10 protein-coding genes are annotated in these 13,284 nt (G+C 66.5%); 4 read left to right on the plus strand and 6 right to left on the minus strand.

Going from position 1 to position 13,284, the window contains the following annotated elements; all coding sequences use genetic code 11:
- Nucleotides 1-93: 93 nt before the first annotated feature.
- The 3 genes from xsc to CHB86_RS03000 form a co-directional block, all read right to left on the minus strand.
- Nucleotides 94-1,869: a sulfoacetaldehyde acetyltransferase gene (gene xsc, locus CHB86_RS02990; RefSeq protein ID WP_089231130.1), complete on the minus strand. Its 1,776-nt coding sequence runs from the start codon at nucleotides 1,867-1,869 to the stop codon at nucleotides 94-96.
- 191 nt (nucleotides 1,870-2,060) lie between these two features.
- Nucleotides 2,061-3,524, minus strand: a complete 1,464-nt coding sequence (pdxR, locus tag CHB86_RS02995) for a MocR-like pyridoxine biosynthesis transcription factor PdxR (RefSeq protein WP_089231132.1) — start codon at nucleotides 3,522-3,524, stop codon at nucleotides 2,061-2,063.
- 176 nt (nucleotides 3,525-3,700) lie between these two features.
- Nucleotides 3,701-5,080, minus strand: a complete 1,380-nt coding sequence (locus CHB86_RS03000) for an aminotransferase family protein (protein ID WP_089231134.1) — start codon at nucleotides 5,078-5,080, stop codon at nucleotides 3,701-3,703.
- 576 nt (nucleotides 5,081-5,656) lie between these two features.
- Here CHB86_RS03000 and CHB86_RS03005 point away from each other — a divergent pair.
- The 4 genes from CHB86_RS03005 to CHB86_RS03020 all read left to right on the plus strand — a co-directional run bounded on the left by CHB86_RS03005 (nucleotide 5,657) and on the right by CHB86_RS03020 (nucleotide 10,177).
- Nucleotides 5,657-6,652 (plus strand): taurine ABC transporter substrate-binding protein, encoded by a 996-nt coding sequence (locus tag CHB86_RS03005; protein ID WP_089231136.1) that lies wholly within the window; start codon nucleotides 5,657-5,659, stop codon nucleotides 6,650-6,652.
- A gap of 72 nt (nucleotides 6,653-6,724) precedes the next feature.
- The gene (locus CHB86_RS03010; RefSeq protein WP_089231137.1) at nucleotides 6,725-7,531 is read left to right on the plus strand and encodes a taurine ABC transporter ATP-binding protein; all 807 of its coding nucleotides are present in this window, start codon (nucleotides 6,725-6,727) and stop codon (nucleotides 7,529-7,531) included.
- On the plus strand, nucleotides 7,528-8,790 hold the full coding sequence (locus CHB86_RS03015; RefSeq protein WP_089231139.1) for an ABC transporter permease subunit: 1,263 nt from the start codon (nucleotides 7,528-7,530) through the stop codon (nucleotides 8,788-8,790). Before CHB86_RS03010 ends, CHB86_RS03015 begins: the two co-directional genes overlap by 4 nt.
- A 289-nt stretch (nucleotides 8,791-9,079) precedes the next feature.
- Nucleotides 9,080-10,177 carry a Hint domain-containing protein gene (locus CHB86_RS03020; protein ID WP_245837711.1) on the plus strand — a complete coding sequence of 366 codons (1,098 nt, stop codon included), beginning with the start codon at nucleotides 9,080-9,082 and terminating at the stop codon, nucleotides 10,175-10,177.
- Nucleotides 10,178-10,207: 30 nt separating this feature from the next.
- On the opposite strand, the gene CHB86_RS03025 is transcribed toward CHB86_RS03020, so the two are convergent.
- From CHB86_RS03025 to CHB86_RS03035, 3 genes are all read right to left on the minus strand, one after another.
- Nucleotides 10,208-11,176 (minus strand): C-terminal binding protein, encoded by a 969-nt coding sequence (locus CHB86_RS03025; protein WP_089231143.1) that lies wholly within the window; start codon nucleotides 11,174-11,176, stop codon nucleotides 10,208-10,210.
- A gap of 100 nt (nucleotides 11,177-11,276) precedes the next feature.
- On the minus strand, nucleotides 11,277-12,299 hold the full coding sequence (locus tag CHB86_RS03030; protein WP_089231145.1) for a zinc-dependent alcohol dehydrogenase: 1,023 nt from the start codon (nucleotides 12,297-12,299) through the stop codon (nucleotides 11,277-11,279).
- 88 nt (nucleotides 12,300-12,387) lie between these two features.
- Nucleotides 12,388-13,200 (minus strand): IclR family transcriptional regulator, encoded by an 813-nt coding sequence (locus CHB86_RS03035; RefSeq protein ID WP_176442748.1) that lies wholly within the window; start codon nucleotides 13,198-13,200, stop codon nucleotides 12,388-12,390.
- Nucleotides 13,201-13,284 lie beyond the last annotated feature (84 nt).

The raw sequence follows: 13,284 nt of genomic DNA on the forward strand, positions 1-13,284 counted from the left end.
CCACGAAAAAGCCCCCGGGCGGTTGCTCCGGGGGCTCAGGGTCAAGGCCCCTCCCTCTGGCGGGGAGGTGGCAAGTGATCCGCTGCTGCGCGGTCAGGCGCCCTTCTGGGGCCGCATGTCGGCCGGGTCGATGCCGGCGACTTCCACCGGCTTCTTCATGGCGTCGCGCCGGAACGGCTCGCCAAGCTCCTGGTTGATCATCGCCTCGATCAGCGTCGTCTTTCCGGCGGCCTGATCCTTGAGCGCCTGGTTCAGCGCGTCCGTCAACTCGTCCATGGTGCGGGCCACGACACCTTGCAGGCCACAGGCCTTGGCGATGCCGGCATAGCTCACCTGTTCGTCCAGTTCGGTGCCGACGAAATTGTCGTCGAACCACAGCGTCGAGTTCCGTTTCTCGGCGCCCCACTGATAGTTGCGGAAGACGATCTGGGTGATCGCCGGCCATTCGCCGCGGCCGATGGCCGTGAGCTCGGTCACAGCGATGCCGAAGGCGCCGTCGCCTGAGAAGCCCACGACGGGCGTGTCGGGGCAGGCGATCTTGGCGCCGACGACCGAGGGCAGGCCGTATCCGCAGGGGCCGAAGAGGCCGGGGGCGAGGTATTTCCGGCCCTGCTCGAATGTCGGGTAGGCGTTGCCGATGGCACAGTTGTTGCCGATGTCGGAGGAGATGATCGCCTCCTTCGGCAGCGCCGCCTGGATCGCGCGCCAGGCCATGCGGGGGCTCATCCACTCCGGCTTGGCAGCGCGGGCACGCTCGTTCCAGGTGGTGCCGGGATCGTCCTCCTCGTGGTCCATCGAGGAGAGCTGCTGTGCCCAGGCGGACTTGGTCTGCGCGATGGTGGCCTTGCGCGCCTCGCGCCCCTCGTCGCCGGCGGTGCCGGACAATTGCTCGAGGATCGCCTCGGCCACCTTCTTCGAATCCCCGACGATGCCCACGCTGACCGGCTTGGTCAGGCCGATGCGGTCCGGGTTGATGTCGACCTGGATGATCCTGGCGTTCTTCGGCCAGTAGTCGATCCCGTAGCCGGGCAGGGTCGAGAACGGGTTCAGCCGGGTGCCGAGCGCCAGCACCACGTCGGCCTGCGCGATCAGCTCCATGCCCGCCTTGCTGCCGTTGTAGCCGAGCGGACCGGCAAACAGCGGGTGGGAGCCGGGGAAGGCGTCGTTGTGCTGGTAGCCGCAGCAGACCGGCGCGGTGAGCCGTTCAGCCAGCGCCATCGACGCGGGGATCGCGCCGCCGAGCACCACGCCCGCGCCGTTCAGGATGACGGGGAACTTCGCCTCGGACAGCAGCCTGGCGGCCTCGGCGATGGCGTCTGCGCCGCCGGAGGGGCGTTCGAACTCGACCACCGCCGGCAGGTCGATGTCGATGACCTGGGTGAAGTAGTCGCGCGGCACGTTGATCTGGGCCGGGGCGGAGGCGCGGTGCGCGTTCAGGATGACCCGGTTGAGCACCTCGGCCATCCGGGACGGATCCCGCACCTCCTCCTGGTAGGCGACCATGTCCTTGAAGAGCGCCATCTGCTCGACTTCCTGGAAGCCACCCTGGCCCAGCGTCTTGTTGGCGGCCTGCGGAGTGACCAGCAGGAGCGGCGTGTGGTTCCAGTAGGCCGTCTTCACCGCCGTCACGAAGTTGGTGATGCCGGGGCCGTTCTGCGCGATCATCATCGACATCTTGCCCGACGCACGGGTGTAGCCGTCGGCCATCATGCCGCCGGAGCCCTCGTGAGCGCAGTCCCAGAAGGTGATCCCGGCGCGCGGGAACAGGTCGGAAATCGGCATGAAGGCGGAACCGATGATGCCGAACGCATGCTCGATCCCGTGCATCTGGAGAACTTTGACGAAGGCTTCTTCGGTCGTCATTTTCATGGGGAAGCTCCTGCAGGCAGATGCCCCGGGAGGGGCAGGATTGAAGGCCGTTTTACCCTTGGCGCCAGCGTTGGCGTTAGGTCCAGATGCGTCGGCGCGATAGGGCCAATTTTCGGCGCGCCTCTCCAGCGGTGCGCACGACTGCCTTCAGCGTTCAGGGGACGTGCGGCCCGCGGCTCCGGCCCCTCGCCTCAGCCGGCCTCGATGGCGCGCGCCAGCCGCGCGATCCCTTCGGGAATGCGGTCGGCGGCAATCGAGGAATAGGCCAGCCGGTAGTAGCGGTCACTGGCCCGTCCCGGCCCGAAAAACGCCCGTCCGGGCTCGATCAGCACGCCGTCGGCGCGCAGGCGTTCGGCCAGTTGCGTGGTGTTCACGCCTTCGGGCGCCCGCATCCAGTAGGAGGAGCCGCCGGAGGTCTCGCGAACGGCGAGCGTCAGTCCGTTTTCCCGCAGGCACCGTTCCATCACCGCCCGTCGCTGCCGGTAGGCGCGGCCCATGCGCCCGATCTGGGCCTCGTAATGCCCGAGAGACAGGAAATAGGCGGCTGTGCGCTGGATATGCCCGGGCGGGTGACGCAGCACCAGCGCCCGCAGCGCTCGCGCTTCGACGATGACCGGCGCCGGGGCGACGAGGTAGCCGAGCCGGAGCCCGGGAAAGAGCGACTTGGAGAAGGAGCCCGTGTAGATCACGGAGCCGGATCGATCGAGCGATTTCAGCGCGGGCGAGGGGGATTTCGCGAAGGCGATCTCGAACTCGTAATCGTCCTCGACGATCACGAAACCTTCCTCGACGGCGCGCTCCAGCAGGGCCTTGCGCCGGTCGAGCGGCATGGTCGCGTTGGTCGGGCAATGGTGGCTTGGGGTGGTGAAGACCACGTCAATGCCACCGGGCAGCGCCTCGGGGGGCAGCCCGCCCGCGTCGACGTCGATCGAGACGGTGTTGCAGCGCGTCTGGGCCAGGATCTCGCGCAGCCCCGGGTAGCAGGGGTTCTCATGCGCGGCCGTCCGACGCTGGGTCAGCAGGATCTGCGCGGCCGTCCAGAGCGCGTTCTGCGAGCCCATGGTGATCAGGATCTCCTCCGGGCGGGCGGCGATGCCCCGCCGCGGCAGGATGTGGCGCAGGATGTATTCGACGAGCCGCGGGTCGTCCTGTTCGTAGTAATCCGAGGTGAGCGCCTCGAAATCCTTCTGCCCGAGCGCCTGCAGGGCGCACAGACGCCAGTTCTGGTGGTCGAAGAGCCGCGAATCCGCCTGGCCGTAGATGAACGGGTAGGCGTAGGAGCGCCAGTCCGGCGGGCGGATCAGAGGCGCGTAGCCGGAGAAGCGGCGCCCGATGGCGCGGGACCAGTCCACCGGGCCGGCGGCCTCGACCTTGTTCTCGGGAAAGGCCGGCGGCAGCGGCGCGTTCTCCGAGATGAAATAGCCTGAGCGGCCGCGCGAGACGAGGTAATCGTTCGCGACCAGCTCGGTGTAGGCGATGGTGACGGTGATCCGGGCGATGCCGAGATGCTCGGCCAGCCGGCGCGTCGAGGGCATCCGCTCTCCCGGGCTGAACCGCCCCGACAGGATCGCCTCGGTGACGCATTGCTGGATCTGCTGCTGCAGGGTCCGGTCGCTGTCCGGATCGAGGAAGAAGGTATCTGCCGGTATTGCCATGCGGGGCCGCTCTGCGGAGGTTCGGCCAGCAGGCTAGCGTGTCGGGAGCGGGAGCGCCACGGGGCGAACACGGCCGACCCACCGCGCCGAAGGCGCGGCCCGGCCCAACGGGTTTCGGGGCATCCCCGATGCCCCGAAAGTCGGCGGGAGGACCGCCGGAGCGGTCCTTGGTCAGATCAGCCGAATACGCGGGTGAGCGCGCCGTCGATGGCGTCGGTGATCCGGTCGATATCGTCCGGCGTCGCGATCAGGGCGGGCGACAGGCAGAGCGTGTTGTTGAACCCGGGCAGGGAGCGGTTGGTGACGCCGATGATGACGCCCTGCGCCATGCAGTCCGCGGCGACCGCCTGGGCCTGCTTCTCGTCCACCGGCTCCTTGCTGGCGCGATCCGCAACCAGTTCGGCGCCGCAGAACAGGCCCTTGCCGCGCACGTCGCCGATCACGGCGTGCTTCTCCTTGAGAGTCTCGAGGTTGGCGATCAGCCGTGCGCCCATCGCATTGGTGTTGTCGAGCAGCCCCTCGTCCTCGATGATCCGCATGTTCTCCAGCGCCGCCGCCGGCCCTGCGGTGCAGCCGCCGAAGGTGGAGATGTCGCGGAAATAGTTCATCGGATCGCTCGGGTCGTCCTTGAACATTTCGAACACCGCCTCGGTGGTGACCGTGCAGGCGATAGCGGCGTAGCCGGAGGCCACGCCCTTGGCCATGGTCACGAAATCGGGCTTCACGCCGTAATGCTGGTAACCGAACCAGGTGCCGGTGCGCCCGACGCCGCAGACGACCTCGTCGATATGCAACAGGACCTCGTATTTCGCGCAGATCTCCTGCACCCGCTCCCAGTAACCCTGCGGCGGGGTGATGACGCCGCCGCCGGCGGTGATCGGCTCGAGGCAGAGCGCGCCGACGGTGTCCGGCCCTTCGCGCAGGATCACCTCCTCGATGGCGTCGGCCGCCCGCTCGCCGTAGTTCTCGACATCCCATTGGGCGCGGTACTCGAGGCAATGCGGCACCTCCACGAAGCCCGGCGTGTAGGGCCCGTATTGCGCGCTCCGCTGCGGCTGGCCGCAGGCCGAGAGCGCGGTGATCGAGGTGCCGTGGTAGTCGCGCTCGCGAAACAGGATCTTGTGCTTGCGCCCGCCGTGCCGCTTCTCGGCGATCTGGCGCACCATCTTGAAGACCTTCTCGTTCGCCTCGGTGCCGGAGTTGTTGTAATAGACCCGGCTCATCCCCGGCATCTTGCTGATCAGCTTCTCGGCAAACAGCGAGCCCGGGATCGAGCCGGCGGATTGCGCGAAGTAGTTCAGCTTGACCAGTTGCTCCCGAACCGCGTCGGCAATGCTCTCGCGCCCGTAGCCGACATTGACGGTCCAGACCCCCCCGGAGACCGCATCGAGATATTCCCGCCCGGTGGCGTCCCAGACGTTGATCCCCTTGCCCTCCACGATGATCCGGGGATCGGTGGTCTCGAGCGGCTTGTGCTGGAGCAGGTGGTGCCAGACATGGGCGCGGTCGGCCTCGATGATATGGCTGAGATCGTTGGACGGGGTGTCGAGCGTCATGGCGCGGTTCCTTAGGAGGGTCGAGAGGGGGCGTGCCGGGAACTCCGTCAACCGGCCAACCTGTTTTACATCTGCACGAAGTTCAAGCAGGTGATAGGGCCAAATCGGGAGATCGCATAAGTCCAGATGGCGGGCGTTGTTGCCAGACCTATGCGGGTCTCTAAGCTCGATTTGCAAGAAGCGCATGGCACGCCGGCGAAAGCGGATCGCGGAGCAGGGGTGACATGCAGGCAAGGCGAACAGGGGCGTTTCTGGATGGTTCAAGTCACCGGGTGGCTTCTTGCGGCGGTGCGGCCGCCCCTGTCGGGTGCTGCCCCGGGGCGGGTGATGTCGCGGCGCAGGGCGGCGGTATCGGTGGATCCGGTCCCCCATTTCGCCGCCGCCTGGCGCCATCCGCAGCGTTCTGCGGCGGCGGCCGTTGAACCGGACGCCTTCGAGCCGAAGGTTTGCAGGTTGCCTGCGCTGTGCAATGCTTCGCAGGCAGGCGGTTCCGGGAACCGGGACCGAAGGGGCGCGACGCCCCATAACCAACGCACGCAAGGCCGTGCATCACTCCACCAACAGGGAGCACTACAGATGAAGATGTCACTCAAGGCCCTCCTCGCCGGCAGCGCCATGGCGCTGTCCGCCAACGCCGCCGCGGCGATGGACGAGATCACCGTGGGCTACTTCCTCGAATGGCCGATGCCGTTCCAGTATGCGAAGTCCATGGGTCTCTATGACGAGGCGATGGGCGTGACGGTCAACTGGGTCTCCTTCGATGCCGGGACCGCGATGTCGGCCGCCATGGCCTCCGGCGACGTCCAGATATCCGTCAGCCAGGGCGTGCCGCCCTTCGTCGTGGCCACCTCGGCCGGGCAGGATTTGCAGATCGTCGACGTCGCCGTCAGCTATTCGGAGAACGACAACTGCGTCGTCGCCGAAGCGCTGGAGATCGACAAGGACAGCGCCAAGGAACTCGAGGGCAAGAAGGTCGGTGTTCCGATCGGCACCGCCGCCCATTACGGCTTCCTCAAGCAGATGAACCACTTCGGCGTCGACATCACGACGATGGAGATCGTCGACATGGCGCCGCCGGATGGCGCGGCGGCCTTTGCCCAGGGCAACCTGGACATGGTCTGCGGCTGGGGCGGTGCGCTGCGGCGCATGAAAGAGCACGGCAACGTCCTTCTCACCGGCGCCGAGAAGGAGGAACTGGGCATTCTGGTGTTCGACGTGACCTCGGTGCCTGCCAGCTTCGCGGCCGAGAACGCCGAGCTTCTGTCCTCGTTCCTGCAGGTCACCGCGGATGCGAACGCCATGTGGAACTCGGGCGAGAAGACCGACGAGATGCTCGAGGTCATCGCCAAGGACGCCGGCATGGACCTCGAGGCGACCCGGGAGACGATCGACACCTTCGTCTTCCCGTCGGTCGAGGAACAGCTGAGCGAGAAATGGCTCGGCGGCGGCGCCCAGGAGTTCATGCTGGGCGTGGCGAGCGTGTTCAAGGAAGCCGGCAGCATCGACGCCGCGCTGGACACCTATTCCGACGCCGTGAACACCGGACCGCTGACCGCCGCCAGCGGCATGTGAGCCACACGGGGCGGCGCTTGCCGGTGCCGCCCCCCACTTTCCACCCGCGAACCGAAAGGAGAGCGCCGCACGATGGACGGCCTTCATATCGAGAACATCTCCATGCGCTTCGATCTGCCCGACAAGACGCATGTCCAGGCGTTGAAGGACGTCTCGCTGGAAATCAAGACGGGCGAGATCGTGTCGGTTCTCGGCCCATCGGGCTGCGGAAAGACCACCCTGCTCAACATCCTCGCGGGCTTCCTCGCCCCGACGAGCGGCCGGGTGCGGATGAATGGCCACGTGGTGAAGGGGCCGGATGCGGAACGCGGCATGGTGTTCCAGAAGGGCGCGCTGTTCGAATGGATGAGCGTGCGCAAGAACGTGAGTTTCGGCCTGCGGATGAAGGGTATGCCGCAACCGGAGCGGCGCGTGATCGTGGACCACCTGCTGGAGACGGTTGGCCTGCGGGATTTCAAGGAAAAGGCCGTCTATGAACTCTCCGGCGGGATGCAGCAGCGGGTGGCGCTGGCGCGTTGCCTCGCCAACGATCCCGACGTGATCCTGATGGACGAGCCGCTCGGTGCGCTCGACGCGCTGACCCGCGAGAAGATGCAGGGGCTGGTCCTGAAGCTCTGGAAGGAGACCGGCAAGACGGTGATCCTCATCACCCACTCGGTCGAGGAGGCGCTGCTGCTTGGTGAGCGGCTGATCGTGATGGCGCCGCGGCCGGGACGGATCTATCGCGAATACAACCTTCCCTTCGCCGACAGGGGCGTCGATGCGGACCTGCGCGAGGTCAAGAAGAGCGAGGGCTTTTCCGAGACCCGTGACGAGATCCTGTCGATGATCTGGGAGATGGAAGAGGAAATCATGGGACGTTCGGAGACGGCGAAATGACCGGCTGGATCATCCTCATCCTGTATATCGCGCTCTTCGCCGGCTCCTACATGGTGGTGCACTTCGTGCGCGGCCTGATGCAGTCGGAGCACGATTACAACTCGCTCAAGACCGTGACCTTCGGGGACGAGAGCGCGATCCGCCCGGACCGCGCCGGCTCGATCATCTCGGTGCTGGTCATCTTTCTGATCTGGGGCGCGTTCACCGGCTCCAAGTGGGTCCCGATCCACATGCCGGGCCCGTTCATCGGCGACACCAGCTTCAGCTACACGGCCACGGACGCGTCGGGCGCCACGGACGATGCGGTCGTCCAAGTGATCGTCCACGAGGTCGGCGATAAGGTCGACGTGCCGGAGATCGCTCCCGGCGACGGCTTCGCGGCCGACGACATCGTTGCGGTCGGCGCCTGGCGTTCGACGCTCATCCGGGCCACCGGCAACGATGGCGAGGGGGCTTCTGTCACGGCGATCGACGGCACCCCGATCGCTCCGGGCGAGACGGTGCGTGTGGAGAACGGAAAGGTCACGATGACCGCCAAGGGGTCGCTCAACTTCGAGCCGGCCAAGGGGCTGCAGATGGAGCCGATCTGGATGCCTTCGCCCGAGGCTGTGGTCGCCCGCTTCGTCGAGATCGCCTCCGAAGGCTATCAGAACTTCACCCTCTGGGAGCATCTCGGCTGGTCGCTTCTGCGGGTCATCGCCGGCTTCATTCTCGGCTCGCTCGTCGGGATTCCGCTCGGCTATGCGATGGGCCTCTCCGGCTGGTTCCGCGGCTGGTTCGACCCGATCGTGGAGTTCATGCGTCCGGTTCCGCCGCTGGCGCTGATCCCGCTGGTGATCATCTGGTTCGGCATCTGGGAAACCGGCAAGATCGTGCTCCTCTTCCTCGCCGCGCTCTGGATCATGACCATCGCGGCAAGGGCAGGCGTCTCGGGCGTCAACATCAGCAAGGTGCACGCGGCCTATTCGCTCGGCGCGAACAAGCGGCAGGTGCTGACGCATATCATCGTGCCGAATTCCCTGCCCGAGATCTTCACCGGCGCGCGTGTCGCGATGGGCGTCTGCTGGGGCACGGTGGTCGCGGCCGAACTGGTCGCCGCCCAGAAAGGCGCGGGGATGATGATCATCGCGGCCTCGAAGTTCCAGCTTACCGATATCGTGATCATGGGCATCATCCTGATCGGCATCATCGGTTACGGGATCGATATCCTGATGCGGATGGCCGAGCGCGTTCTGGTGCCCTGGAAAGGGAAGTCCTGAGCTGACCGCTTGCCGGGGCCCGCCGTTTTCCGGCGGGCCGCGGTGCATGCCTCAAGTCATTATCCTTCCGTTGCCTCGTGCTGCCCCGCGGTCGGGGCATGTGCGCGTCATGGCCCGGCTCTCTGGCATGGACGCTGCTTCCCCGGTGTCGCCCTGTCGCGCCTGCCCGGCTTCGGCAATCCCTCCCTCTCGAAGCGCACGGGTTCCACCCCGCTTTCGCCATCGGCATTAGCTTTTTCCTCACTCCGTACCGGTACAGCTGGGATCGAGTGCAAAGGAGACGCGCGCGGTGGCGATAGAGTTGATCGTGAACGGAAGCTTCGATGACAAGGCCAGCGGCTGGTCTGGAACCGACATCGAGGCGCATCACACCGAGAACACCTACCAGCGGAACGGGTCGACCGACCGGGTCGCGGAAATGAACGGCGGCCGAACCGAGATCACCGTCATGCAGCAGACCTTCTCGGTCAGCGATCCGGTGACAACCGATCTGGTCTTCGATGCCGCGCTGCGGGCGACCGGTCCGGTGGAGGCCGGGACGGACGGTTTCACGGTGGAGCTGCTCGATTCGGACGGAAACGCCATTCTCAGCGAGACGATCCTTCCAACGACGACGGATTTCGTGACCTACAGCTTCGAGATCACCTTTCCCGCGGCCGGAGACTACACGCTCCGGCTGACGCAGATCGGGCCGAACGACAGCTATGGGGCGTTGGTCGATGACATCTCGATCATGGTCTGCCTGGCCGATGGCACCCGGATCGAGACGCCGTCGGGGAGCCGCCTGATCGAGGATCTCGCGCCCGGCGACGTTGTCTCCACCAGCAAGGGGCCGTTGCCGATCCGCTGGATCGGGTCGCGGCGGGTGACGGCGGAAGAGATGGCGCAGAACCCCAAGCTGCGTCCGATCCGTATCCGGGCGGGCGCGCTCGGCCACGGCCTGCCCGATGCTGACCTCCGGACCTCGCGCCAACATCGCATGCTGGTGAGCTCGAAGATCGCACAGCGGATGTTTCATGCGCACGGCGTGCTGGTCAGCGCGATCCGCCTGACGGCCCTTCCGGGGATCGAGATCGAGCCGGAGATGAAAGGTGTCCGGTACTTCCACATGCTCTTCGACGAGCACGTGGTGGTAACAGCCAACGGCGCGCCGACGGAGGCGCTCCTCGCCGGCCCGGTCGCGCTCAAGGCGCTGTCGCCCGCCGCCCGCGAGGAGATCCTCACGCTCTTTCCCGAGATGGCCGACGCGGCCTGGTGCCCGGAGCCCGCGGCAACGATCCCCAGCCGGAAACGGCAGATCCGACTGGTGGAACGCCATGCGAAGAACCTGCGCACCGCACTGATCGCACGCCCGCCGGGCGGGGCCGGCATTCCTTCGTTGGCATAGCGGGTACCGGAAGGGCGTGCCGAAGTGTTTTCAGGCCTCTGGCGCGAGCTGGTTCACCGGGTAGGCGGGCGGCTCGCCACGCGCGAAGCGGACGGCTTCCTCGGCGACCTTGCGCTTGAGTTCCTGCGCGGATTGCTCGGAATACCAGCCCATGTGGGGCGTCACGATGCAGTTCTCGAAGGAGAGCAGGGGCGAGGAAGCCGCCAGAGGCTCGGACTCCACCGTGTCGATCCCGGCCCCGCCCAGCTTGCCGGAGGCAAGACCCTCGGCCAGCGCGTCCTCGTCGACGATGCCGCCGCGCGCGGTGTTGAGGATGATCGCACCGGGCTTCATGCGCGCGATCTCGGCCGCGCCGATGATGCCGCGGGTTTCCTCCGACAGGGGGCAATGGATCGAGACCACGTCGGCGATCGCGATCATCTCGTCAAAGGTCAGCTGCTCGGCGCCGGGCAGAAGCTCGCACAGCCCTGGCTTGTAGGGGTCGCAGAGAACCACCCGGCTGCCAAGGGCCGCGACCTTCTCGGCAAAGAGCCGGCCGATCCGGCCGACGCCCAGAACGCCCACCGTCATGTCCTTGATCCGTCGAACCGGAATCGCCATCCGGTAATCCCACTCGCCCCGGCGCGTGGCGGCCGCGATCATCGGGATCTTGCGCACCAGCGCCATCATCAGCCCGAGCGCATGGTCCGACACCTCGTACATGCCGTAATCGGGCACGTTGCAGATCTGAACGCCGTGTCGCGTCGCCGCGTCGAGATCAACGGTGTCGACGCCGACCCCGTAGCGCACGACCAGCCCGAGATCGGGCCGGAGCGCGGCGAGGACCCGGTCGGTGAAGGGGCCGTACTGTGTGAGAATGACATTCGCCCCCGCGCATTGCGTGATCAGGTCTTCTTCGGTGCGGCAGGCGAAATGCGTGTAATCGAGCCCCGCCTCGGCGAGAATCTTCTTTTCGATCTCCATCGACTCGTGGTCGCAATCGGCGACGACAATCTTCATCGGGTCTTCCTTCGTTGTCCGGACTCTGGGGCGGCGGCCAATGGGGGCGCCGGCCATGGGAGCGGCGGGAATGCGATGCCGGAGCGGCCGGGCACCCGCGTCACGCCTCGCAATCGACGAGCACCTTCACAGCGTTCACCGCAGGGTCGGCAATCATGTCGAACACCGTCGCGGCCCCGCTCAGCGGCACGGTCTGGGTGACGACCTTGGCGAGGTCCTCGGCCAGCGTCTCCGCATAGGCCACGGACATCTCGAACTCGCGCTTCGTATAGACGCGCGATCCGATCAGGATCTGCTCCTTGAAATTGATGTCGCGCAGGTCGACGGAGCGCGGCGCCTTGTGGATGCCGGTCATGCAGATCGTGCCGCCGACGCGGGCGAGGCGGGTCATCTCGGCCGCGGCGCTCTCCACGCCGGAGCATTCGAAGACGATGTCGACGCCTTCGCCGTCGGTCGTGGCATCGATATGCTCGACGAGGTTGTCCTTTGCGACGTTCACCGTCTCGAAACCAAAGCTCCTGCAGAGGTCGAGCCGGGCCTGGTCGACGTCGGAGATCACGATGCGCGAGGCGCCGGAGTGCTTGAGCACGATCGCGGTCAGCACGCCGATCGGTCCGGCGCCGGTGACGACGGTGGTGTCGAGCAGGTTGAAACGGGCCTGGTGGAGCGAGCGGACGATCACGGCAAGGGGTTCCACCAGCGCGGCGATCTCGTCGCTCAGGGTGTCCGGCACCTTGAAGAGCACGTTTTCGTCGATCCAGGCGTAACCGGCCATGCCGCCGTCCCGGTCGATGCCGATGAGCTTGAGGGTCTTGCAGACATGGGGGTGCCCGGTGCGGCAGGGCTGGCATTCGCCACAGGAGATCAGCGGATAGGCGACCACCCGGTCGCCGGGCGCAAACTTTCCGGAGCCGTCCCGCACCTCCTCGATGGTGCCGACGAACTCGTGCCCGAGGACCAGCGGCGCCTTGGCGCGCGGGTGCTTGCCGGCGAAGATGCCGATATCCGTTCCGCAGACACCGCAATAGCGCATCCGCACCTTCGCCTGCCCGCTGCGCCCCTCGGGGACGGGGATATCCTGCACCTCGACCCGGTTCGGGCCTGTGTAGACCAGCGCTTTCATGTAGCCACTCCTTCCTGGAACCGGCGTCCGGGCGGCCTGCTCCGACGCCGCTAGTTCTTGCTGCCGTCCGCGATTGCCTCGCGGGCGGTCACGTCTCGGACGGCGTGTCGGGGAGCCTTCCCCCGATCGCCGCCATGAGGTTTGCCGCCGACCGGGCGACCGCGTTGCGCGAATCCTCGAAACTCACGACCTGGTGGTGCAGGCTGTCCGAGTTGAGCGTCAGGAACGGCATGGTCAGAACCGCCTCGACCTCGCTCTGCGAGTTGAACACCGGGTAGCTGATGTTGGTGATGCCGCTCACCTGCGGGCTCGCACCGAAGAAGAAGCCCTGGCGGCGGATCGTGTCCATCTGCGACAGCGCGCTCTGGGCCTGTTCCGGTGTCGCGGTGGTCGCCGCGAGGATCGCGCGGCGCTGCTCCGGGGTCTTGAAGGCCAGCATGGCGAGGCCGGAGCCCGATCCGTGGACGTCGATGCGGGCAGCCTGCCGGATCGAGAAGCCCATCTTGTAGGGGCTGTCCTGCTTGGCGACGATCAGCATCGCCCCGTCGTGATAGACGGCGATGTGGCACGATTGCTGGGTCAATTCGGCAAGCTCCGCCAGTTCGGGCCTTCCGGCGCTGAGAAGCCGTTCGATCGGCGGGTGCTTGTTGGAAAGTTCGAACATCTTGAGGGTCAGCCGGTACTTGCCGGTGCCCTTCTCGAGCGCGATGTAGTTGCGGCGCTCCAGCACGACCAGCATCCGGAACAGTTCGTTCACCGACCGACCCAGGGCGTCGGCGATCTCCTTCTTGGACATGGGCTCGTCGCGGATGCTCAGCAACTCCACGACATCCAGCCCGCGTTCCAGGGCGGGGGCCCGGTACTTGTCGGTTTGATCCGTCGCGGCGCTCTGTTCTGTCATGGCATGTTTCCCGGCCGGTTCCATGGTCTCTCAAGCCAGTACTGCGCGGCATGTCTCGCGGCAAGGTCGACCGGACATGGAGCC

Source organism: Tropicimonas sediminicola (assembly GCF_900188335.1).
Lineage (GTDB): Bacteria > Pseudomonadota > Alphaproteobacteria > Rhodobacterales > Rhodobacteraceae > Tropicimonas > Tropicimonas sediminicola.

Coding starts and splice junctions, on each gene's coding strand:
- xsc (WP_089231130.1), bottom strand. CDS start 1,869: ATGAAAATGACGACCGAAGAAGCCTTCGTCAAAGTTCTCCAGATGCAC.
- pdxR (WP_089231132.1), bottom strand. CDS start 3,524: ATGGCAATACCGGCAGATACCTTCTTCCTCGATCCGGACAGCGACCGG.
- CHB86_RS03000 (WP_089231134.1), bottom strand. CDS start 5,080: ATGACGCTCGACACCCCGTCCAACGATCTCAGCCATATCATCGAGGCC.
- CHB86_RS03005 (WP_089231136.1), top strand. CDS start 5,657: ATGAAGATGTCACTCAAGGCCCTCCTCGCCGGCAGCGCCATGGCGCTG.
- CHB86_RS03010 (WP_089231137.1), top strand. CDS start 6,725: ATGGACGGCCTTCATATCGAGAACATCTCCATGCGCTTCGATCTGCCC.
- CHB86_RS03015 (WP_089231139.1), top strand. CDS start 7,528: ATGACCGGCTGGATCATCCTCATCCTGTATATCGCGCTCTTCGCCGGC.
- CHB86_RS03025 (WP_089231143.1), bottom strand. CDS start 11,176: ATGAAGATTGTCGTCGCCGATTGCGACCACGAGTCGATGGAGATCGAA.
- CHB86_RS03030 (WP_089231145.1), bottom strand. CDS start 12,299: ATGAAAGCGCTGGTCTACACAGGCCCGAACCGGGTCGAGGTGCAGGAT.
- CHB86_RS03035 (WP_176442748.1), bottom strand. CDS start 13,200: ATGACAGAACAGAGCGCCGCGACGGATCAAACCGACAAGTACCGGGCC.